Source organism: Streptomyces tuirus (assembly GCF_014701095.1).
Taxonomy (GTDB): Bacteria; Actinomycetota; Actinomycetes; order Streptomycetales; family Streptomycetaceae; genus Streptomyces; species Streptomyces tuirus.
This window is the reverse complement of the sequence record NZ_AP023439.1, coordinates 5497361-5518073: the sequence shown is the minus strand read 5'-3', so window position 1 is coordinate 5518073 and position 20713 is coordinate 5497361. Positions and strand designations below refer to the sequence as shown.

Genomic DNA, 20713 nt, shown 5'->3' with positions numbered 1-20713 from the left:
GTGGTCACGCCCCCGTCAGCTTCGCGAACTTCGCTTCGAACTCGGTCTCTTCCTTCGAGCTCAGCGAGCGGAAGGCATGGGACTTGGCGGCCATGGCCTTGTCGGGAATGATCAGCGGGTTGTTCGCCGCGTCCTCGTCGATCTTCGCGAGCTCGGTCTTCACGCCGTCGACGGGACACACGTAGTTGATGTACGCGGCGAGTTCGGCGGCGGCCTTCGGCTCGTAGTAGAAGTCGATGAGCCGCTCGGCGTTGGTCTTGTGCCGGGCCTTGTTGGGGATCAGCAGGTTGTCGGTCGACGTCACGTAGCCGCTGTCCGGGATGAGGAAGTCGATGTCGGGGCTGTCCGCCTTGAGCTGGACGACGTCACCGGCCCAGGCGACACAGGCCGCGAAGTCGCCGCTGGTCAGGTCCGAGGTGTAGTCGTTGCCGGTGAAGCGGCGGATCTGGCCCTTGTCGACGGCCTTCTGGAGGCGGGCGATGGCCGCGTCGTAGTCGTCGGCGGTGAAGTCCGCCGGGTCCTTGCCCATGTCGAGCAGCGTCATGCCGATGCTGTCGCGCATCTCGGACAGGAACCCGACCCGGCCCTTGAGCTTGGGGTTGTCCAGCAGGTCGGAGACCGACTTCACCTCGACGCCGTCGAGGGCCTTCTTGTTGTACGCGATGACGGTCGAGATGCCCTGCCAGACGTACGAGTAGGCGCGGCCGGGGTCCCAGTCGGGGCTGCGGAACTGGGCCGACAGGTTGGCGTAGGCGTGCGGCAGGTTGCTCGGGTCGAGCTTCTGCACCCAGCCGAGGCGGATGAGCCGGGCGGCCAGCCAGTCGGTGAGGACGATCAGGTCGCGGCCGGTGTCCTGGCCCGCGGCGAGCTGCGGCTTGATCTTGCCGAAGAACTCGTTGTTGTCGTTGATGTCCTCGCTGTACTTGACCTTGATGCCGGTCCGCTTCGCGAACTGGTCCAGGGTCGGGTGGCGTTTGCCGCTGTCGTCGACGTCCATGTACTCGGTCCAGTTGGAGAAGGTCACCGTCTTCTCCTTGGCCGAGTGGTCCTCGGCGGGGACGCCGCCCTTCGACTGGCCGGCCGCCGGGATGCCGCAGGCGCTCAGCGTCCCCAGTCCGCCGGCCGCGAGCGCCCCGCCCGCGGAGGCGCGCAGCAGGGACCGCCGGGTGAGGGAGGCCCTGCCGTTGGTGAAACTGCGCCTCATGGCGGCCCTTTGGACCGCGGACAGGCGGTCGGGCTCGTACTGCTCCATGCGCGTGGTGCCCTTTCGGAGGGTGGACGGCCGTTGGTCAGGCGGCCTGCAGACGGCTATCGATCCCCGAACACGGTGCGGTGCCAGTCCTTCGCGGCGACCGCGGTGTTGTCGAACATGACGTGCTTGATCTGGGTGTACTCCTCGAACGAGTACGCGGACATGTCCTTGCCGTAGCCGGAGGACTTGTAGCCGCCGTGCGGCATCTCGCTGATGATCGGGATGTGGTCGTTGATCCAGACGCACCCGGCCTTGATCTCGCGTGTGGCCCGGTTCGCCCGGTACACGTCCCGGCTCCAGGCGGAGGCGGCCAGGCCGTAGGGGGTGTCGTTGGCGAGCGCGAGGCCCTCGTCGTCGGTGTCGAAGGGCAGCACGACCAGGACCGGGCCGAAGATCTCCGACTGGACGACCTCGCTGTCCTGGGCCGCGTCGGCGATCAGGGTGGGCCGGTAGTAGGCGCCCTTTGCGAGCTCTCCCTCCGGCGCCTCACCGCCGGTCACCACGCGTGCGTAGGCCCGCGCCCGGTCCACGAATCCGGCAACCCGGTCCCGCTGCACGTGCGAGATCAGCGGGCCGAGATCGGTGCCGGCGGCGAAGGGGTCGCCGAGCCGGACCGTCTCCATGAGCGCCGCGGTCCGCTCCACGAAGGCGTCGTACAGCGGCCGCTGCACGTACGCGCGCGTGGCGGCCGTGCAGTCCTGCCCGGTGTTGATCAGGGAGCCCGCGACCGCGCCCTGGGCGGCGGCCTCCAGGTCGGCGTCGTCGAAGACCACGAAGGGCGCCTTGCCGCCGAGCTCCAGGTGCAGGCGCTTGACGGTGGCGGTGGCGACCTCGGCGACGCGCTTGCCGACGGCGGTGGAGCCGGTGAAGGAGGTCATGGCCACGTCCGGGTGGCCGACGAGGTGCTCCCCGGCCTCCCTGCCGGTGCCCGTGACGATGTTGATCACGCCGTCCGGGATCCCGGCGTCCGTGGCCGCCTGGGCGAAGAGCAGCGAGGTCAGCGGGGTGAGCTCGGCGGGCTTCAGGACGATGGTGTTGCCCGCGGCGATCGCCGGGAGGATCTTCCAGGCGGCCATCTGGAGGGGGTAGTTCCAGGGCGCGATCGACCCGACGACCCCGATGGGCTCACGCCGGATGTACGAGGTGTGGTCGCCGGAGTACTCACCGGCGGACTGCCCCTGCAGATGCCGTGCGGCACCGGCGAAGAAGGCGGCGTTGTCGATGGTCCCGGGGACGTCGAACTCCCGGGTCAGCTTCAGCGGCTTGCCGCACTGGAGCGACTCGGCACGGGCGAAGTCCTCGGCGCGGTCGGCCAGGACCGCGGCGAACCGGTGCAGGGCGTCGGACCGCTCGCCCGGGGTGGCTCCCGCCCAGCCGGGGAAGGCCGCGCGGGCGGCGGCGACGGCCCGGTCGACGTCGGCCGTGCCCGCCAGTTCGTAGGTGAGGACCTCCTCGCCCGACGCCGGGTCGACGACCGCGTGGGTGCGGCCGGAGGTGCCCCTGGTCAGGCGCCCCGCGATGTACTGCGCGCCCTCCGCGAAGCGCTCCTCGGCCGGAAATCGGTCCGGGGTGGCAATGCCCGGGTTGTGCATGTCGCTCTCCTCCGTGTCCCCTGGTGGGGCCGGCGTGGCTCAGGCTCGATTTGAGTGCCGATCCTGACAGAGGTATGCCACTCCAACAAGTGATTCCGTTGTTGATTTTTGGTTACGCGACGGAATCTGTCGACCAGGTGTCGAGTTCGCCGCGAAAAGGCAGGACGCTGTGTCAGTGGTGCGTGCCACACTCGCGTGCATGGAGAAGATCACGGGGGCGGTCGGCTCGCAGGAGGCCCTGATCAGGGCGGTCCGCGCGGGGACCAGGGTGAAGTACCTGCACTTCTGGGGGCACCGGCCGCGGCCGGACGGCCGGATCGGGGCGAGCTGTCTGAGCCAGTGGTGGCCGGCGCCGTTCACGGTCGACGGCGTCACCTACGCGACGGCCGAGCACTGGATGATGGCCGGCAAGGCGCGGCTCTTCGGGGACGCGGCGGCGGAGCGGGCCGTGCTGGCCGCGGAGCATCCCGCCGAGGCGAAGAAGGCCGGGCGGCTGGTGCGCGGGTTCGACGAGGCGGTGTGGGCGCGGGAGCGGTTCCGGATCGTCGTGGAGGGCAGCGTCCACAAGTTCGCCGCGCACCCCGAGCTGCTGGGGTACCTGCTGGGCACCGGCGACCGGGTGCTGGTGGAGGCGAGCCCCGTGGACCGGGTGTGGGGCATCGGGCTGGCCGCGGACGACGAGGCGGCGGCCGATCCGCGGCGCTGGCGGGGGCCGAATCTGCTGGGCTTCGCGCTGATGGAGGCGCGGGAGCGGCTGCGGGCGGGAGCATGAGCAAGGGGCCGGTCCTCGGGACCGGCCCCTTCTGTAACTGCGGGAGCCGCGTCAGGACGCCGCGCCGAGACCGCCCATGATGCCGGCGAACAGCAGGAAGCCCAACAGCGGAAGAATCACGGTGGCGATGATGCCGCAGACCAGTCCCGCGGTCGCCGCGCCCTTGTTCGTGGCCTCACCGCGGGTGGCCCTGCCGCGGCCGATGGCGCCGAAGATGATCGCGAGAATGCCCAGGATCACGCCGAAGAACCACATGATGAACGTGACGCTGCAGACCACGCCGATGATGCCCAGCACCAGACCCGTGGTGCCCATGCCGTTGCTGGGCTGCGCGGGCATCCCGTAACCGGGCGCCTGCGGGTAGCCCACGGGCGGCGCGGCCGGGTAGCCGGGGCCGCCCTGGGGGTAGCCGTATCCCGGGCCGGTCTGCTGCGGATAGCCGTATCCCGGGGCCGGCTGCTGCGGCGGCTGGGCCGGTGGGCCGAACCCACCCGGCGGCGGGTTGGTGTTGGACATGGACGAACTCCCCTCCGTTGTCAGACCAAGGCATCGTAGTGGCCAACTCGGCCGTGCAGAGCCCCGGTTTCAGCGGTGGGACGAGGCGGTGGCCACCGGGCCGAGGGTCCCGTAGTACGGGTCGTCGTCGTAGCTGTCGCTGTTGATCGCGGCCGTGATGCCGACGGCGATCAGCACGATCACGGCGATGCCGAGGATGATCCCGATGATGCCCATGATCAGACCGGCCTGGGCCTGCCCGTGGTTGGTGGCCACTCCGGCCTCGGCGCGCTTGCGGCCCTTGATGCCGAAGACGACGGCGAGGATGCCGGTGATCAGGGAGACCACGCCGTAGAGACAGAAGAGGGTGCAGGAGACGATGCCGAGCACCATCGCGGCGATGCCCAGGCCGTTCTGGGGGGCCGGGGGCATGCCGGGCCAGCCGTAGCCAGACTGGGTGTATCCGGACTGCGGGTAGCCCGGGTAGCCGTAGCCGCCGGGCGCTCCCGGGCCGGTGGGTGCCATCGGCGGGGGCGGGACCGCGCCGGTGCCGGAGGTGTCGTACTGGGGCGTGCCGGCGGGCGGGGTGAAGCCCGGCATCGAGGTGACCGTGGCCTGGTCGTGCACCGACGGCGGCCCCGCGGCGGGGGGCTGGTGCTTGTCGAGTGAGGGGGTGTGCTCCGGTGGTGCCCACGGGTCGTGGCCGGCGCCTCCGCCTCCGTCGGGCTGCGTCGCGTCCGTCATCCTGTTCCCCCCTGGGTCGATCGTGTGGTCATGCTACGGGGCGGTTCGCGCGTGCCACAGTGCGGGTGCGCGGGGGCCGGTCGGACACACGCGGAGCCGCCCGCCGACAGCGCCCCGCGCCCCTGCAAAGAAGGGCGCCGGACCGCGGCATACGATGAATTCCGAGTCATCGATCAGCCGATCACCCGCGCCCCGCCCGCCTCACGCCGGCAGCGGCGCCGTTCCGGGGAGGAACCCTTGACCGAGCATCTCGTCGACCCCCGCGCCCCACGCGAGCTGAAGGCCTTCATCGCGGGACTGCCCAAGGCCGAACTGCATGTTCACCACGTGGGATCCGCCTCCCCCCGGATCGTCTCCGAGCTGGCCGCGCGGCACCCCGACTCGAAGGTTCCGACCGACCCCGAGGCGCTGGTCGACTACTTCACGTTCACCGACTTCGCGCACTTCATCGACGTCTACCTGTCGGTCGTCGACCTGATCCGTACCCCGGAGGACGTCCGGCTGCTGACCTACGAGGTGGCCCGGGACCTGGCCCGGCAGCAGGTGCGGTACGCCGAGCTGACCGTCACGCCCTTCTCGTCCACCCGGCGCGGCATCGACGAGCGGGCCTTCATGGAGGCGATCGAGGACGCCCGCAAGGCCGCCGAGGCCGAGTTCGGGACCGTACTGCGCTGGTGCTTCGACATCCCCGGCGAGGCGGGTCTGGAGGCCGCCGAGGAGACGACCCGGCTCGCCACCGACGACCGGCTGCGCCCCGAGGGCCTGGTCTCCTTCGGGCTCGGCGGGCCCGAGATCGGTGTGGAGCGGCCGCAGTTCAAGCCGTACTTCGACCGGGCGATCGCCGCGGGGCTGCACTCCGTACCGCACGCCGGGGAGACGACCGGACCGCAGACGGTGTGGGACGCGCTGACCCATCTGCGGGCCGAGCGCATCGGGCACGGCACCAGCTCCGCGCAGGACCCGAAGCTGCTCGCGCACCTCGCCGAGCACCGGATCCCGCTGGAGGTGTGCCCGACGTCGAACATCGCCACGCGCGCGGTGCGCACCCTCGACGAGCACCCGATCAAGGAGTTCGTGCGGGCCGGGATCCTCGTGACCATCAACTCCGACGACCCGCCCATGTTCGGCACGACCCTCGAGAACGAGTACGCGGTCGCCGCCCGGCTCCTCGCGCTCGACGAGCGGGGCCTGGCCGAGCTGGCGAAGAACGCCGTCGAGGCGTCCTTCCTGGACGCGGCGGGCAAGGCCCGGATCGCCGGCGAGATCGACACGTACACCGCGCAGTGGCTCGCCCGGTGACCCCCGCCCCGGTCGCCGTGGCCCACCGCGGCGACCCCTACCGCGTCCGTGAGAACACCGTCGCCTCGCTGCGTTCCGCCCTGCGCCGGGGCGCGGACGCGGTGGAGATCGACGTACGGCTCACCCGGGACGGCGTGCCGGTGCTGCTGCACGACGCGACACTGAAGCGCCTGTGGGAGCACGAACGGCCGCTGAACGCGCTGTCCTTCGAGGAGGTGCGCGGGCTGACCGGCGGCGGGGTGCCGGCCCTGGCCGAGGCACTGGCCGCGACCGGCGGGCACCGGGTGATGATCGACCTGCCCGGGTCGCCCGATGTGCGGGCGGTGCGCCGGATCATGGGCGTGGTGGAGGAGGCCGGGGCGGCGGAGCGCGTCTACTACTGCGCGGGCGCCGACGCCATGCTCGCCGTGCGCGCGGTGGATCCGGGCGCCGAGATCGCCCTCACCTGGACGACGCTGGCCCCGCCGCGGCCCGTCCTGCTGGAGGCGATCCGCCCGCGCTGGCTCAACTACCGCTTCTCCCTGGTGGACCGCCCTCTCGCCGAGCGCGTGCACCGCGACGGACATCTGTTGTCCGTCTGGACCCCCGACACCCGCCGCTCCATGCGGCGGCTGCTGGAGGCGGGCGTGGACTCGATCACGACGAACCGTGTCGACGTGCTGTGCGCCGCACGCGCGAGCGCTGCGGCACCGTCGCCGGATCGGCCGGGGCCGCGCGCGTGACGTACTGCGGCACCGGCGCGCTGTCCGTGCCGGTGCCGCGACGAGCCCGTAGCGCAGGGCGCCCTGCGGCGGGCCCTGGTCGATTCCGGGCCGCCGGCCCACGGGAGCCTCTCGCCGGCCGGGATCGGTACTTCTCCGCACGCACCCTCTCCGGCAGGACCGGGGGGCGTGAAGGTTCCCGGGACAACAGCTCTTCTCAGCCGCCGAACGCCGGGACGGCCGCGGGCGCGGTCAGCGCCTCCAGCCGCTTGATCCGCTGCCGGACGACGTACAGCGGGATCACCCCGAACACCCCGAAGGCCATGTCGATCACTGACCACCAGAAGGGGATCCCGCGGAGGGGTCCGCAGATCAGGGCGAGCGGGATGATCCCCGCGCAGGCGATCATGCCGAACTCGACGACCCAGATGTTGCGGACCGGGTCACGGTAGGGCCCGTAGAAGGCGACCGCGATCACCAGGTGCGCGAATGCCAGCCAGTCCGTGCCGTAGAGGAGGAAGGGGTATTCGGCGTCGGCCCGGTCCAGTCCGGCCCGGACCCGCCCGATCCATTCCGTCAGCCCGGGCAGCTGGTCGCCGACGGACAGCACGTGCAACAGGTCCTCGGTCCACCGCAGTTCGTGCACCAGGGGAAAGGCCGTGGCGCCGCTGAGCACCAGGCACACGACGAAGAGGACCAACCAGGCACGGATGCCCTTCACCAGGGCGGCTCTGTCGTTCATGGAGGCACTCTACGCCTGTGTTGAACACGTTCAAAAACGGGGGTCGGATGGCCGAAGCGGGGCATCCGAGGGCGCGTTCCCGCGTTGAGCGGATAGGTTGGGGCGGTGGTGGGACGTGGACTGAAGCGCGTGGTCGTCGCGGGGAGTTCGGTGGTCGCCTCGGCGGCGTGCGGACTGGTCACCAACGTGGTGACGGACCGACCGGCATGGCCCTGGTGGGTGGCGCTGGGAGTACTGGTGGTCGTCGCCGTGTTCCTGCAGGTGGTCCTCACGGCTGATGACGCCGACGGCCCCGGGCCCGGTGCCGGCTCGGTGACGATCGGCGGTACCGCGCACGAGGCGATCACCACGCGGGTCTCCCTCTCGGGAGGCGAGACCGCTCAGGGCGCGGGCTCAGTGACCGTCGACGGGGACGCCCGCGGCCGGGTCTCCACTGATGTCGAAGCATCCGCGGCCGGGCAACGAGGCCGCCTTCAGGGGGATGGCGCCGACGACGAGGCCCGCTCGTGACGTTCCAGCGGACCGGCGCCCACGGAGAGGCCTCGGTGGCGGTCGGTGGCGATGCCCACGGTCCGATCATGACCAATCCCGTCTTCAGCTCCTCGGCCGTTCCCTTGGCGGTTGCGCTCAAGAACACGCACAAGGTCTTCAGCGACGTGGGGGTGGCGCAGTTCACGGGCCGCGACTGGCTGGTGGCGTACGTCGACGCCTTTCTCCAGGAGCGGGCCTGCGGCTTCCTCTGGGTGGAGGCGGAGGCCGGTCTGGGCAAGACCGCGCTGGCGGCCTGGCTGGTCCGTGAACGCGGCTATGTGTCGCACTTCGCCCGCCACGCCCAAGGCGGCTCGGCTCGCGTGGGGTTGCGCAACGTGGCGGCCCAACTGATCACCAGATACGGGCTGTCCGCGCAGTTCGCGCCGGGTGGCATGCTGCCTGACTGGGTGTCGGAGCCGGAGGGCTTCGACGCCCTGCTCACCCAGGCCGCCGAGCAAGCCCGCGCCGCGAACGGGCCGTTGGTGCTCGTGATGGACGGGGCCGACGAGGCGGAGGCTCCGGACGGCGGCATGCCGTGGGGGCTGCCCTCGCTGCTCCCCGAAGGCGCCTTCGTGGTGGGCACCTACCGCACCGGCAGCCGGCCTGCCTACTCGGAGTCGCCCTCGCGTGTCGTCCGTATCGACCGGGCCGACACACGCAACCAGGCAGACGTCCGGCAGTACCTGGACCGGGCCGTACGGGCCGATCCGGTGGCGGGACGGCTGGCCGCAACGGGCGTGAGCGCCGACGAGGTGATCCCCCTGCTGGTCGAACGGTCAGGCGGGGTGTGGGTCTACCTGCGCTACGTGCTCGCTGCCCTCGGCACAGGCCAGCAGCCGGTCGACGAACTCAGTTCGCTGCCCGCCGACCTGTCCGGCTACTACGCCCGGCAGTTGACGCGCTGGCAGGAGGCACCGGGCTGGGCACGGACCGGCAGGGACATACTGGCGACACTGGTGGCCGCTCGCGAGCCCCTGCCTTACAGCTCGCTGTGCCGGCTCTCCGGAGTCGATGACCGCGAGGCGGTGCGGCAGTGGTGCGATCTGGTGATACGCCCCTTCCTCACCGCGGACGACGGCCCTTGGGGACGGCGGTACGAGCTGTATCACGCCACCGCGCGGAGCTTCTTCGGCGGAGTGCTGTACGAGGTGCAGGACGACCGTCTCAAGGTCCTGGCCGCGGAACTCGCCGAGAGCGTCGCCCGGGCCCACCGGCGGATGGCCGAACGCCATGTGACGGAGTTCGGCGGGCTCGGCGACGACAACGGCGGCGCGTCCTTGGCCCTGCTTGCCGCGGACCCGGCACTGGCCTCGGTCGACGGCGGGTACGCGCTCCGCCACCTTGGTCACCACATGGTTCAGGCGGACTGGAGCACCGGTCTGAGCCGGCTGCTGGCGGCTGAGTCACCGCCCGGGGGCCGGCAGGCGCAGAACATCTGGTTCAGCGCCCATGAGTACGCGGGATCGCCTGACACCTTCCTCGACGACGTGGAACTGGCCCGGCGCGATGCCGTTCGACGCACCGATGAGGCCCTGGAACGGCGCATCCCGGCAATGGCCCTGGCCGAGGAACTGCGCTACCGGCTGATGGCGGCGAGCGTCGCCAGCCACACCGACAGCGTGGGGCCGGAGCTCCTGGGGCAGCTCGTCGAGCGGGGTGTGTGGACGGCCGTACGTGGCTTGGCCCATGCGCGCCGCCTGTCCCATCCAGGGGATCGGTTCAGGGCTCTGCTCGCGCTCCAGCCCCATCTGATCGGCGGCCTGCGACTGTCGGCCTGTGAGGAAGCACTGGAGGCGGTGCGGGTCTGCGACTACGTGTCCAGCAGCAGCCTGAACGGCCACCACTACTTCTCCCCCGCGCTGGTGATACCGCACCTGCCTGAGGATCGTCGGGCGGCAGTGGCCGATGAGGCCGCGGCAGCGGCTCTGGAGTGCTCAGGAGGGGGGCTGCGAGGTCAGTTGCTGGCGACCACGGCCGTACACGCACCCGCCGGCATGCGGCAGCGGATCGCCCTGCGCGCCCTCGACGAGATGCGCTCGGATGAGGACTACTGGTGCACGGCCGACAACATCAGCGCCTTGGTCTCTCTCCTGCCGCTGCTGCCCGGTCAGGTGCGGGACGACGCGTTGGCCGAGGCGAAGGACGCACTGCTGCGCGGTGACTTCGTTCCGAAGCGCACCGGCGCCTGGGAGGCCCTGCTGCCCCTGCTGTCCCCGGAGGAGCAGAAGGCGGCGCTCGCCGCGGCCGTCGCCGACACCCGTCCCCCGGAATACGTCCGAGCACGTGCGCGTGACTGCGCGGTTCTTCTCCCGGTGCTGCCCGCGGAACAGGGCGAGGCGTTGCTGGCGGAAACCCTGGCGCGAGCTCGTTCCGCCGCCGAGCCGGGAGAACGAGCAGGCGCGCTGAGCATGCTCCTGCCTCTTCTGTCGCCGGAGATCCGCACAGCGACTGTCACGGACATCCTCGCCTCCCGCTCGCGCCTGAACCAGCACGTGCTGGCACGGCTTGCGCCCTATGTGACCCCTTCCCAGCTGAAGGAAGCGCTCAACGACGCCCTCTTCACGCCCTCGAACGCGCGGGTGATCCACCTGGCCGCGCTGGTGGACCGGCTTCCTGCGCACGAGCGGGCCTCGTGGGCGGCGGAGACGCTCGAGGTCGCCAAGGTGGTCGGCACCCCCACCGCGCTGGCCACCGGACAGACCGCCCTGCTGCCGACCCTTCCCGCCGCACAGCGGCCGGCCGGCGCCCGGCAGGCGCTGGAACTGCTGCGGAGCGCCGCGAGTGATCCCCACACGCTGCGCCAACGGCTCCTGCCCCACCTCTCGGACGACGACCGGCGGCGGGCCGCAGCGGAGTGGTTCTCCGAGCCAGGCCGGCTCCTCTACGCCCATCAGTCGGTGCTGGCGCAGGTGGTCGCGTACCTCCCGCGCAACCTGGTGGTGGAGGCGGTGCGGCAATGGCTGGCGGAGGACGAATGGGTACGGGTCCATGACCTGAGCGTCCTGGGCCCGCGCCTGCCGGACGACGTTCACGAAGAGGTCCTGGCGGCACTCGCGGACGCAGACGGGAGATCGAGCGTGCCGACGCTGTTCATCTCGCTGATCCCGTACCTCCCCGGCCGGCTGATCGGCGACGCCCTGGCGGCGGGACGGGCCCTCGAAGACGCCGCGCTCCGCGCTCCCGCGCTCAGCTCGCTGGTGCCCCGTGTTCCGGCCGAACAGCGCATGACCGTCGCGCAAGAGGCTTACGAGGCGGCACTCGCCTGCTCCTGGCAGCCTTGGCTGCCGGAGGCCGTGCCGCCGATGCGCGCCGGGTTCCCTGACGGCATGGCCGAGCGGGTGCCCGAGGCACTCACCGTGATCCGAGCCGTGAGCGACGTGTGGGAGCGGGCGGAAGCCTACTGCGTCCTGCTGTCCGTGCTGCCCGAACAGGAGCGTGCCGCGGTGCCGGCCGAGGCGCTGGACTGCCTGGCCCGGGTCGACTGGGACATGCGTCCGGAGAAGCTGCTCAGACTCGTGTCGTACGTGGACCGGGAGTCCCTGGACACGGCCGTCGGCCTCGCTCCGGACGACGCCGACCTGGCAACCGCCCTCCTCGCCAGGGCCCTGGACGAACACGGTTGCTCGCCTCGGGAGTTCGTCGCCCTCGTACGCCGTCTCGTGTCCCGGACCTCGCAGCACAGAGCCCTCACCCTGATCACCGACAACCTCTCGCGTCTCGTGCCGGTCGCCGGTGAGGAGGTGCGAGAAGAGCTGACCCGGGCGGTCGACGACGTGCTGACCTGGTGGCCTTGAGGCGTGCGCGTGAACGGCCCCGGGCGGCAGCGCCCGGGGCCGTTCACGACCGAACTGTGACTACGCGTCCAGCGACGTCATCACGTGCTTGATGCGCGTGTAGTCGTCGAAGCCGTAGCCCGAGAGGTCCTTGCCGTAGCCGGACTTCTTGAAGCCGCCGTGCGGCATCTCGGCGACCAGCGGGATGTGGGTGTTGATCCACACGCAGCCGAAGTCGAGCTTCTTGGACATCCGCATGGCCCGGCCGTGGTCCTTGGTCCACACGGAGGAGGCCAGCGCGTACTCGACGCCGTTGGCCCACTCCACGGCCTGCTCCTCGTCGGAGAAGGACTGCACGGTGATGACCGGGCCGAAGACCTCCTGCTGGATGATCTCGTCGGTCTGCTTCAGACCCGAGACGACGGTCGGCGCGTAGAAGTAGCCCTTGTCGCCGACCCGCTTGCCGCCGGCCTCCACGCGCGCGTGCGCGGGCAGCCGCTCGATGAAGCCCTCGACCTGCTTGAGCTGGTTGGGGTTGTTGAGCGGGCCGAACAGCACGTCCTCGTCGTCCGGCTGCCCGGTCTTCGTCTCGGAGGCGGCCTTGGCCAGCGCGGAGACGAACTCGTCGTGGATGGACTCGTGGACCAGCACCCGGGTGGCCGCGGTGCAGTCCTGGCCGGCGTTGAAGTAGCCGGCGACCGAGATGTCCTCGACGGCCTTGGCGATGTCGGTGTCCTCGAAGACCACGACCGGGGCCTTGCCGCCCAGCTCGAGGTGGACCCGCTTGACGTCCTTGGCGGCCGACTCCGCGACCTGGATGCCGGCCCGCACGGAACCGGTGATGGAGGCCATCGCCGGGGTGTCGTGCTCGACCATCATGCGGCCGGTGTCGCGGTCGCCGCAGATGACGTTGAAGACGCCCTTGGGGACGATCGAGCCGATGATCTCGGCCATGAGGACCGTCGAGGCCGGGGTGGTGTCCGACGGCTTGAGCACGACGGTGTTGCCCGCCGCGATCGCCGGGGCGAACTTCCACACGGCCATCATCATCGGGTAGTTCCACGGCGCGACCTGCGCGCAGACGCCGACCGGCTCCCGGCGCACGATGGAGGTCAGGCCTTCCATGTACTCGCCGGCCGAGCGGCCCTCCAGCATCCGCGCCGCGCCCGCGAAGAAGCGGATCTGGTCGACCATCGGCGGGATCTCCTCGGAGCGGGTCAGCCCGGTCGGCTTGCCCGTGTTCTCCACCTCGGCCGCGATCAGCTCCTCGGCGCGCTCCTCGAAGGCGTCCGCGATCTTCAGCAGGGCCTTCTGCCGCTCGGCGGGCGTGGTGTCGCGCCAGCCGGGAAAGGCCTCGGCGGCCGCCGCCATCGCGGCGTCCACGTCCGCCTGCCCGGACAGCGGAGCGGTCGCGTACGCCTCACCCGTCGCGGGATTGACCACCTCGGTGGTCCGTCCGTCGGCGGCGTCCCGGAACTCACCGCCGATGTAGTTGCGCAGACGACGAAGCTCGGTGCTCACTGCCGGCCCTCCAGTTCGGATGTCCAGTACTTGAGACACCCACCCTAGTCGGCCGACCCACGTTTTCAACACCCCCGGTCCCTTCGATCGTGCGGAATCCGCAGGAGTCAGGTGCTGAAACAACGGATTTCATCGGTCGAGGCTTGCGGAAGTGTCGAGACCTCGTGCACAGTGACCTCGTGGCCAGTCGAAGCGCAGACCAGAAGGGCTCACGGGAGCACCGCGAGCCCTCCCGCGAGTCCAGGAACGGCAGCTCGCCGCAGCTGGACGTCGTCTCCCTCGCCATCATCGAGCAGCTCCAGGAGGACGGCCGCCGGCCGTACGCCGCCATCGGCAAGGCCGTGGGCCTGTCGGAGGCGGCCGTGCGCCAGCGCGTCCAGAAGCTGCTCGACCAGGGCGTGATGCAGATCGTCGCCGTCACGGACCCGCTCACCGTGGGCTTCCGCAGACAGGCGATGGTCGGCATCAACGTCGAGGGCGACGTGGAGTCGGTCGCGGACGCGCTGTCGGCGATGTCCGAATGCGAGTACGTGGTGATGACCGCAGGCTCGTTCGACCTGATGGTGGAGATCGTCTGCGAGGACGACGACCACCTCCTGGACGTCATCAACAAACGCATACGGGCCGTGCCCGGAGTGCGCTCCACCGAGAGCTTCGTCTACCTCAAGCTCAAGAAGCAGACCTACATGTGGGGAACCCGATAATCGTGAGGACCCGATAGCCGTGAGCAAGGACCTCTCCCAGTCCGCGTACGACCACCTGTGGATGCACTTCACGCGCATGTCGTCGTACGAGAAGGCCCCCGTGCCCACCATCGTGCGGGGCGAGGGCACGTACATCTACGACGACAAGGGCAAGCGCTACCTGGACGGCCTCGCCGGCCTCTTCGTGGTGCAGGCCGGGCACGGCCGGGTCGAGCTCGCCGAGACCGCCTTCAAGCAGGCGCAGGAGCTCGCGTTCTTCCCGGTGTGGTCCTACGCCCACCCCAAGGCCGTCGAGCTGGCCGAGCGCCTCGCCGGGCACGCGCCGGGCGACCTGAACAAGGTCTTCTTCACGACCGGCGGCGGTGAGGCGGTCGAGACCGCCTGGAAGCTCGCCAAGCAGTACTTCAAGCTGACCGGCAAGCCCACCAAGCACAAGGTCATCTCCCGCGCGGTCGCCTACCACGGCACCCCGCAGGGCGCCCTGTCCATCACCGGCCTGCCGGCCCTGAAGGCTCCCTTCGAGCCGCTGGTGCCGGGCGCGCACAAGGTGGCGAACACCAACATCTACCGCGCCCCGATCCACGGCGACGACCCGGAGGCCTACGGCCGCTGGGCCGCCGACCAGATCGAGCAGCAGATCCTCTTCGAGGGCCCGGACACCGTCGCCGCGGTCTTCCTGGAGCCGGTGCAGAACGCGGGCGGCTGCTTCCCGCCCCCGCCCGGCTACTTCCAGCGGGTCCGCGAGATCTGCGACCAGTACGACGTGCTGCTCGTCTCGGACGAGGTCATCTGCGCCTTCGGCCGTCTGGGCACGTACTTCGCCTGCGACAAGTTCGACTACGTGCCGGACATGATCACCTGCGCCAAGGGCATGACCTCGGGCTACTCCCCGATCGGCGCGTGCATCATCTCCGACCGCCTGGCCGAGCCGTTCTACAAGGGCGACAACACCTTCCTGCACGGCTACACCTTCGGCGGCCACCCGGTCTCCGCGGCCGTGGGCCTGGCCAACCTCGACCTGTTCGAGCGCGAGAACCTCAACCAGCACGTCCTGGACAACGAGGGCAACTTCCGCGCCACCCTGGAGAAGCTCCACGACCTGCCGATCGTCGGCGACGTCCGCGGCAACGGCTTCTTCTACGGCATCGAGCTGGTGAAGGACAAGAACACCAAGGAGTCCTTCAACGACGAGGAGACCGAGCGCGTCCTGTACGGCTTCCTCTCCAAGGCGCTGTACGACAACGGCCTGTACTGCCGGGCCGACGACCGCGGCGACCCGGTCGTCCAGCTCGCCCCGCCGCTGATCTCCGACCAGTCGACGTTCGACGAGATCGAGCAGATCCTGCGCGCCACCCTGACGGAGGCGTGGACGAAGCTCTGACGCCCGTCGCTCAGATCGTCTTCCTGGATGATCAACACCGGCCCTGGTGCCGCCCGTTCGAGTGAGAAACGGCGGCCCGGGGCCGCGTGCTGTCCGGCGCCGAGCCGCCTTCTGCCTAGCGTGCCCAGTGACCGATCGGCCCTGCCTTCGTTCCCCCGCACGGGGGATGGCAAGGGAACTACGGATCTGAACCGAGGTGTACGCGCATGGAGGCCCCGCCGGACAACGACGTGCTCTGGGCACGCGCCCTGCACTTCCAGCACGACGACGGCTCGCCCGCGCTCTGCGGCGTCTCGCTCGGCGTGCGCGAGGGCGAGATCCTCGCCATCGGCGGCCCGCGGGGCAGCGGCAAGACGACCCTGCTGCGGTGCCTGTCCGGTCTGGTGCCCGTGCGGCGCGGCGAGGTCTGGTTCAACAGCGTGCCCGTGCACACCATGGGCCCCCTCACCCGCGAGCGGCTGCGCCGCGACCGCTTCGGCTGGATCGACCCGGCCCCCTCCCTGGTCCCGGAGCTCAACGCCTGGGAGAACACCGCCCTGCCGCTGATGCTGCGCGGCACCAGCCGGCGGCGCGCCAGGACCGCGGCCATGGAGTGGCTGGAGCGCCTGGACATCGGCGACAGCGCCCGCAAACGGCCCCACCAGCTGGTGCAGGCCGAGCGGCAGCGGGTCTGCATCGCCCGCGCGCTGGCCCCCGCGCCGTCGGTGCTGTTCGCCGACGAGCCCACGGCGCCCCTGCACCGCGCCGACCGCGCCCATGTGCTGCGCACCCTCACCACGGCGGCTCGCTCCCACCGCATCACCGTCGTCCTGGCCACCCATGACGCGGAGACCGCGGCCCTCGCCGACCGCACGGTGTCGCTGCTGGACGGGCGGCGCGTGCAGACGGTGCACCTGCCGCCGGTCGCCGAGCCCCGCGAGCCGGAAGGCCGGGCCGCGTGCTCGCTCTCCGTCTGACCCGCGGCGCCCACCCCGCCGTCCAGTTGCGCCGCCTGCTGGTCGCGGCGGCCTCGGCGGGCACGGCCTTCCTGCTGCTCTGCGCGCTCGGCTACGCGCTGGGCCACCCCGGCTCCCCCGGCACCGCCCTGCTGCGGCTGGCCTGGTGCGCGGCCCCGCTGGCCGCCACGGTGTACTTCGCGGTCGCCGTGGCCCGTACCGACCCGGGCACCAAGCCCCGCGCGGGCCTCTCGGCGATCGGCCTCGGCCCGGTGCGCATGATGGCCGTCTCGGCGACGACGACGGCCCTGTCCTGCACGCTGGGCGCGATGCTGGCCCTGCTCGTCTTCCTGCACCTGCGGGGCGACCTGACGGGCATGCCCTTCGACGGCGCCGCGGCCGAGTCCCTCGCCGCGGACCGGCCCCTGCCGCTGCCGGGCGCCCTGACCCTGCTGGCGCTCGTGCCCGTCGGCGCGTCGGTGGCGGTGGCCCTGGCCCTGCGTCCGCGCGAGGCGAAGGCCGCCGGGCCCCGGGCGGCCCGGCTGTACGGCCGCTTCGGCGCGTACGGGCGCGCCGGCACCCGCGAGACCTTCGGCGCGTACGGGCGGTTCGGCCGGCAGATCACCCGGCCCGCGCCCGGCCGCGGCGCCGAGGCCGCCGCGGCGAACAGTGCCGAGGCCGCCGCGTCGAACGGTGCCGAGCCCGGCGCGAAGAGCGGCCCGCCCGCGGCCCGGGCCGGCGGGTCCGCGCCGGCAGCGGTCACGGGTCCCGGTGGCGCCGTGAGCGCGGTCGCGGACCCGCCGGCCCAGCCGCCCGGCCGCATGCCCGGCGGCCCGGGTCAGCCGGGCGCCCAGGAGACGGGCGCCGGGGCCCCTGCCGGGCTCCCCGCAGCCCCGCACCCGGACGCGACGGGCGCGCACGGCCCGGCCGGCGAGCCCGGCCAGTGGCTCAGCCCGCGCGCGGCGGCGCCGGACGCGGCCGGCGCCATCAGCCCCGCCGGGGCCCTGGCCGGGCACCCGGGCCCGCGCGACCCGGAGTCCGGCGCCCCCGACGGCACCGCGGCCCCCGACGCGGTCCTGCCGGACACCACCGACGCGGCCCTGCCCGACACCATCGCCGCCCCCTCCGGTCTCCCCTGGGGGATCACCGTGCTGGCCGCTGGCCTCGCCGTGGAGAGCTACACGAGCCGCACCTCCCCGACACCCCCCGACCTCTCCTTCTCCGGTGCCTCCCCGGGCGTGCTGGCGGGCTGGGCGCTCGTCGCCGTCGGTCTGGCCCTGGCCGGTCCCGGCCTGACCCACCTGTGCGGACGGCTGCTGCAGTCGGCCCGCCCCGGTGCCCTGCGGCTCCTGGCCGGCCGCATCCTCATGGCGGAGGCCGTCCGCATCGGGCGTCCCCTCGGCGTCGTCTGCGCGGTGCTGTCCGCCGCGTGGGCCATGGCGCTGCTGCACGCCCCGGACGGGCTCTCGCTCGGCCCGCTCACCACCCTCGGCGTGGTGCTCGTGACCGGCTGCACGACGGCGACGCTCCTCACGGCCGCCGTCGAGGCGCGGCAGGCCCGCGCCGAGACCACCGCCGCGCTGCTGCGCCTCGGCGCCCCCGCCACGATGCTGCGCAGCGCCGCCGCTGTGCGCGCCGTCGCGCTGCTCGCCCTGTTCGGCCCGCTCACCCTGACGGTCGCGGAACTGGCGGCGCTGCCGCTGGCGCGCTGAACTCCCGCGGCCCCCGCTGGAAAACTCGTACGAGAAAAGTCCCCGTACGGCGATGAGTTCCGGACCGGCCCCCGGTCTATCCCGCGTAACGACACGGACGTGATGGGAGCGACCTCGCATGTACCAGCAGATGATCTTCGTGAACCTGTGCACCGGCGACCTCGGCGCCTCGAAGAAGTTCTTCACGGAGCTGGGCTTCACGATCAACGAGCAGTTCAGCGACGACACGACCGCCTCGGTGGTGATCAGCGAGACCATCGTGATCATGGTGCACACCAGGGAGAAGTACCTCCAGTTCACCAAGAAGGAGGTCGCGGACTCGACGAAGACCAGCGAGGTGCTGATCGCGCTGAGCTCCGAGAGCCGCGAGAAGGTCGACGAACTGGTCGAGAAGGCGGTCGCGGCGGGCGGTTCCGTCTCGGACGAGACCCAGGACCACGGCTTCATGTACGGCCGCGCCTTCGACGACCTGGACGGCCACACCTTCGAGGTCGTGTGGATGGACCCCGCAGCCGTCCAGGGCTGACGGCGTGCCGCCTAGCATGGGCGGGTGCAGACGATGCCCGCCCATGCGGCCCACCACGACGACCGTGAGATAGAGACCCTCGAGGAGTTCGACGCGACCGTCTCGGCGCGCGGCACCCTCGCCGGACACCGCGTCCAGGCCGTCGATCTGACGGACCGTACGCGCGAGCTGCTCACCACGGACACCGCGGGCGCGGTCTTCCTCGGCTGCGCGATGCGCGAGGACGCGGACGCCAAGGTCCGGGCCGACGGCGCGCTGGTCTTCCCACCGGTCCCGGACCTGCCGTTCGACCCGTACCGCGGCCTGGTCTACTCCCCGGACGAACTCTTCGCGTCGCTGGCCGACGGCTACGAGGCCACGCCCGACGCCCTCGCCTACGCCTGGTTCCAGCGCACCAAGGCCGACCGCGACATCTACGCGTCCATGCTGCGCTCGGTCCACGACGACTCCGTCTCGGACGCGCTCGACGAACTCCTGTCCGGGGCCCGGGTCGTGGGCGTCATGGGCGGCCACGCGATGGCCCGCGGCACCGAGGAGTACACCGGCGCCGCACGGCTCGGCCGGGAGCTGGCCCGCGCCGGCTTCACGATCGCCACCGGTGGCGGCCCGGGCGCCATGGAAGCGGCCAACCTCGGCGCGTACGCCGCCCCCTTCGACGACGAGATGCTCACCGAGTCACTCGAACTCCTCGGCAAGGCACCGCACTTCACCCCGTCGATCACCCAATGGGCCTCGGCGGCCTTCGAGATACGCACCCGCTGGCCCCGGGGCGGCCGCTCGGTGGGCATCCCGACCTGGTTCTACGGCCACGAGCCGCCGAACGCCTTCGCCTCCCACATCGCCAAGTACTTCGCCAACGCCACCCGCGAGGACGGCCTGCTGGCCCGGTCCAACGCGGGTGTGGTGTTCCTGCCGGGCGCCGCGGGGACGCTGCAGGAGATCTTCGACAACGCGACGCCCAACTACTACGAGTCGCGCGGTGAGCCGACGCCGATGGTGCTGGTGGACCGCGCGCACTGGACGGAGAAGCTGCCCGCGTGGCCGCTGCTGCGGTCGCTGGCCGCGGGACGCTCGATGGAGGCCCGGATCGCGCTGGTGGAGCGGATCGAGGAGGCGCCGGAGGCCTTGAAACGTCTTGGCGGTTAATAAGAAGGCAAAGCAAGTGCTTGCAACCTGCATATGCGTTGACACTACTTATGCGGCGCTTATAGACCTGTGAGTCTCCCGGTAGTGCTGATGTTCAGTCAACACTGCCTCAACCCCCCGCTTCAGCAATCCCGTAAAGGACAAACGTGGCAGTTCTGTCCGTATCCCGCCGCGCACGTGCCGTGCGCGTCCTCGGTGTCGCCTCCGCCTCGGCCGCGCTCGCGCTCGGTGCCGCGGGCAACGCGCTCGCCTGCGACATCAGCGAGTTCTCCGCCGAGGCGAAGTGCGATGGCGACAAGGGCGTCATCACCGTCACCGACGTCGACCCCGCCGGCATCCCGGCCACGGTCACCGTGTACCTGCAGAACAACGGCGCCGACGCCAAGAAGGTCGGCACGCAGGTGGTCAAGGGCTCGCGCGAAGGCACCACCATCACCTTCGCCGACGACTGGAAGCCGAACGCCGAGTACCGCATCCACGTCAAGGCCGCCCGCTACGTGGACGAGGACATCAAGCCCAACCTCGTCACCCCGGCCACGGCCTGCAAGAAGGAGGAGGAGCCCCCGGCTTCGACTCCCCCGGCCACGCCGACCCCGTCGGCCTCCCCCTCCAAGCCGGCGGAGGAGACCGAGACCCCCGCTCCGGAGCCGTCGGAGAGCCAGAGCACCTCGCCGGCGGGCAACGTGCCCGCCCCGGCCGGTGACTCCAACCTCGCCGAGACCGGTGCCAACTCCAGCACCGGCCTCATCGCCGGCATCGCGGCGGCCCTGGTCGTCGTCGGTGGCGGCGCGGTGTTCTTCGGCATGCGCCGTCGCGGGGCCAACAGCGACAGCTGACCTTCGCGCAACGCACACCGTGCCGTGGCCCGTCCCCCACCAGGGGGCGGG

The 20713-nt window shown here is 71.4% G+C and carries 18 protein-coding genes; 12 read left to right on the top strand and 6 right to left on the bottom strand.

The genetic code is table 11. The features are described 5' to 3' along the window. Positions 1 to 4: 4 nt before the first annotated feature. Positions 5 to 1252, bottom strand: coding sequence for a polyamine ABC transporter substrate-binding protein (locus IGS69_RS25485; RefSeq protein ID WP_190902819.1), 1248 nt, complete (start codon positions 1250 to 1252; stop codon positions 5 to 7). 56 nt (positions 1253 to 1308) lie between these two features. Continuing rightward, positions 1309 to 2844 carry a gamma-aminobutyraldehyde dehydrogenase gene (locus tag IGS69_RS25480; RefSeq protein WP_190902818.1) on the bottom strand — a complete coding sequence of 512 codons (1536 nt, stop codon included), beginning with the start codon at positions 2842 to 2844 and terminating at the stop codon, positions 1309 to 1311. A gap of 199 nt (positions 2845 to 3043) precedes the next feature. On the opposite strand from IGS69_RS25480, the gene IGS69_RS25475 reads away from it, so the two are divergent. Further along, the gene (locus tag IGS69_RS25475) at positions 3044 to 3616 is read left to right on the top strand and encodes an NADAR family protein (RefSeq protein ID WP_190902817.1); all 573 of its coding nucleotides are present in this window, start codon (positions 3044 to 3046) and stop codon (positions 3614 to 3616) included. 51 nt (positions 3617 to 3667) lie between these two features. On the opposite strand, the gene IGS69_RS25470 is transcribed toward IGS69_RS25475, so the two are convergent. Together IGS69_RS25470 and IGS69_RS25465 are read right to left on the bottom strand one after the other, a co-directional pair. After that, the gene (locus tag IGS69_RS25470; RefSeq protein ID WP_190902816.1) at positions 3668 to 4132 is read right to left on the bottom strand and encodes a DUF4190 domain-containing protein; all 465 of its coding nucleotides are present in this window, start codon (positions 4130 to 4132) and stop codon (positions 3668 to 3670) included. Between the two features lie 69 nt (positions 4133 to 4201). Next, positions 4202 to 4855, bottom strand: a complete 654-nt coding sequence (locus tag IGS69_RS25465) for a DUF4190 domain-containing protein (RefSeq protein WP_190902815.1) — start codon at positions 4853 to 4855, stop codon at positions 4202 to 4204. A gap of 30 nt (positions 4856 to 4885) precedes the next feature. On the opposite strand from IGS69_RS25465, the gene IGS69_RS25460 reads away from it, so the two are divergent. Together IGS69_RS25460 and IGS69_RS25455 are read left to right on the top strand one after the other, a co-directional pair. After that, positions 4886 to 6154, top strand: coding sequence for an adenosine deaminase (locus tag IGS69_RS25460; RefSeq protein WP_385864883.1), 1269 nt, complete (start codon positions 4886 to 4888; stop codon positions 6152 to 6154). Further along, complete coding sequence (locus IGS69_RS25455) at positions 6151 to 6876, top strand: glycerophosphodiester phosphodiesterase (protein ID WP_232543639.1); 726 nt, start codon at positions 6151 to 6153, stop codon at positions 6874 to 6876. The genes IGS69_RS25460 and IGS69_RS25455 overlap by 4 nt, the downstream gene beginning before the upstream one ends. Before the next feature lie 196 nt (positions 6877 to 7072). Here IGS69_RS25455 and IGS69_RS25450 read toward each other — a convergent pair whose 3' ends face one another. Beyond that, the gene (locus tag IGS69_RS25450; protein ID WP_190902813.1) at positions 7073 to 7597 is read right to left on the bottom strand and encodes a hypothetical protein; all 525 of its coding nucleotides are present in this window, start codon (positions 7595 to 7597) and stop codon (positions 7073 to 7075) included. Between the two features lie 105 nt (positions 7598 to 7702). On the opposite strand from IGS69_RS25450, the gene IGS69_RS25445 reads away from it, so the two are divergent. Further along, positions 7703 to 8107 (top strand): hypothetical protein, encoded by a 405-nt coding sequence (locus tag IGS69_RS25445; RefSeq protein WP_190902812.1) that lies wholly within the window; start codon positions 7703 to 7705, stop codon positions 8105 to 8107. 68 nt (positions 8108 to 8175) lie between these two features. Then, the gene (locus IGS69_RS25440) at positions 8176 to 11922 is read left to right on the top strand and encodes a P-loop NTPase family protein (RefSeq protein ID WP_190902811.1); all 3747 of its coding nucleotides are present in this window, start codon (positions 8176 to 8178) and stop codon (positions 11920 to 11922) included. A gap of 60 nt (positions 11923 to 11982) precedes the next feature. Here the strand turns inward: IGS69_RS25440 and IGS69_RS25435 are convergent, their stop codons facing one another. Beyond that, positions 11983 to 13422, bottom strand: a complete 1440-nt coding sequence (locus IGS69_RS25435; RefSeq protein WP_190902810.1) for a gamma-aminobutyraldehyde dehydrogenase — start codon at positions 13420 to 13422, stop codon at positions 11983 to 11985. A gap of 164 nt (positions 13423 to 13586) precedes the next feature. On the opposite strand from IGS69_RS25435, the gene IGS69_RS25430 reads away from it, so the two are divergent. The 7 genes from IGS69_RS25430 to IGS69_RS25400 all read left to right on the top strand — a co-directional run bounded on the left by IGS69_RS25430 (position 13587) and on the right by IGS69_RS25400 (position 20662). Next, on the top strand, positions 13587 to 14126 hold the full coding sequence (locus IGS69_RS25430; RefSeq protein ID WP_190902809.1) for an Lrp/AsnC family transcriptional regulator: 540 nt from the start codon (positions 13587 to 13589) through the stop codon (positions 14124 to 14126). A 13-nt stretch (positions 14127 to 14139) separates the two neighbouring features. Next, the gene (locus IGS69_RS25425; RefSeq protein WP_190904636.1) at positions 14140 to 15507 is read left to right on the top strand and encodes an aspartate aminotransferase family protein; all 1368 of its coding nucleotides are present in this window, start codon (positions 14140 to 14142) and stop codon (positions 15505 to 15507) included. A 206-nt stretch (positions 15508 to 15713) separates the two neighbouring features. Beyond that, positions 15714 to 16463, top strand: a complete 750-nt coding sequence (locus IGS69_RS25420; RefSeq protein WP_190902808.1) for an ABC transporter ATP-binding protein — start codon at positions 15714 to 15716, stop codon at positions 16461 to 16463. After that, positions 16445 to 18154, top strand: coding sequence for a hypothetical protein (locus IGS69_RS34755; RefSeq protein WP_232543638.1), 1710 nt, complete (start codon positions 16445 to 16447; stop codon positions 18152 to 18154). Before IGS69_RS25420 ends, IGS69_RS34755 begins: the two co-directional genes overlap by 19 nt. 118 nt (positions 18155 to 18272) lie before the next feature. Beyond that, positions 18273 to 18680, top strand: coding sequence for a VOC family protein (locus IGS69_RS25410; protein WP_190902807.1), 408 nt, complete (start codon positions 18273 to 18275; stop codon positions 18678 to 18680). 24 nt (positions 18681 to 18704) lie between these two features. Then, the gene (locus IGS69_RS25405) at positions 18705 to 19826 is read left to right on the top strand and encodes an LOG family protein (RefSeq protein WP_190902806.1); all 1122 of its coding nucleotides are present in this window, start codon (positions 18705 to 18707) and stop codon (positions 19824 to 19826) included. A gap of 146 nt (positions 19827 to 19972) precedes the next feature. Beyond that, the gene (locus tag IGS69_RS25400; protein WP_190902805.1) at positions 19973 to 20662 is read left to right on the top strand and encodes an LAETG motif-containing sortase-dependent surface protein; all 690 of its coding nucleotides are present in this window, start codon (positions 19973 to 19975) and stop codon (positions 20660 to 20662) included. The last annotated feature ends 51 nt before the right edge of the window (positions 20663 to 20713 follow it).

Excerpts from the sequence above, each read along its gene's own strand:
- IGS69_RS25485 (WP_190902819.1), bottom strand. The coding sequence starts at position 1,252 with ATGGAGCAGTACGAGCCCGACCGCCTGTCCGCGGTCCAAAGGGCCGCC.
- IGS69_RS25480 (WP_190902818.1), bottom strand. The coding sequence starts at position 2,844 with ATGCACAACCCGGGCATTGCCACCCCGGACCGATTTCCGGCCGAGGAG.
- IGS69_RS25475 (WP_190902817.1), top strand. The coding sequence starts at position 3,044 with ATGGAGAAGATCACGGGGGCGGTCGGCTCGCAGGAGGCCCTGATCAGG.
- IGS69_RS25470 (WP_190902816.1), bottom strand. The coding sequence starts at position 4,132 with ATGTCCAACACCAACCCGCCGCCGGGTGGGTTCGGCCCACCGGCCCAG.
- IGS69_RS25465 (WP_190902815.1), bottom strand. The coding sequence starts at position 4,855 with ATGACGGACGCGACGCAGCCCGACGGAGGCGGAGGCGCCGGCCACGAC.
- IGS69_RS25460 (WP_385864883.1), top strand. The coding sequence starts at position 4,886 with ATGCTACGGGGCGGTTCGCGCGTGCCACAGTGCGGGTGCGCGGGGGCC.
- IGS69_RS25450 (WP_190902813.1), bottom strand. The coding sequence starts at position 7,597 with ATGAACGACAGAGCCGCCCTGGTGAAGGGCATCCGTGCCTGGTTGGTC.
- IGS69_RS25440 (WP_190902811.1), top strand. The coding sequence starts at position 8,176 with ATGACCAATCCCGTCTTCAGCTCCTCGGCCGTTCCCTTGGCGGTTGCG.
- IGS69_RS25420 (WP_190902808.1), top strand. The coding sequence starts at position 15,714 with ATGGAGGCCCCGCCGGACAACGACGTGCTCTGGGCACGCGCCCTGCAC.
- IGS69_RS25410 (WP_190902807.1), top strand. The coding sequence starts at position 18,273 with ATGTACCAGCAGATGATCTTCGTGAACCTGTGCACCGGCGACCTCGGC.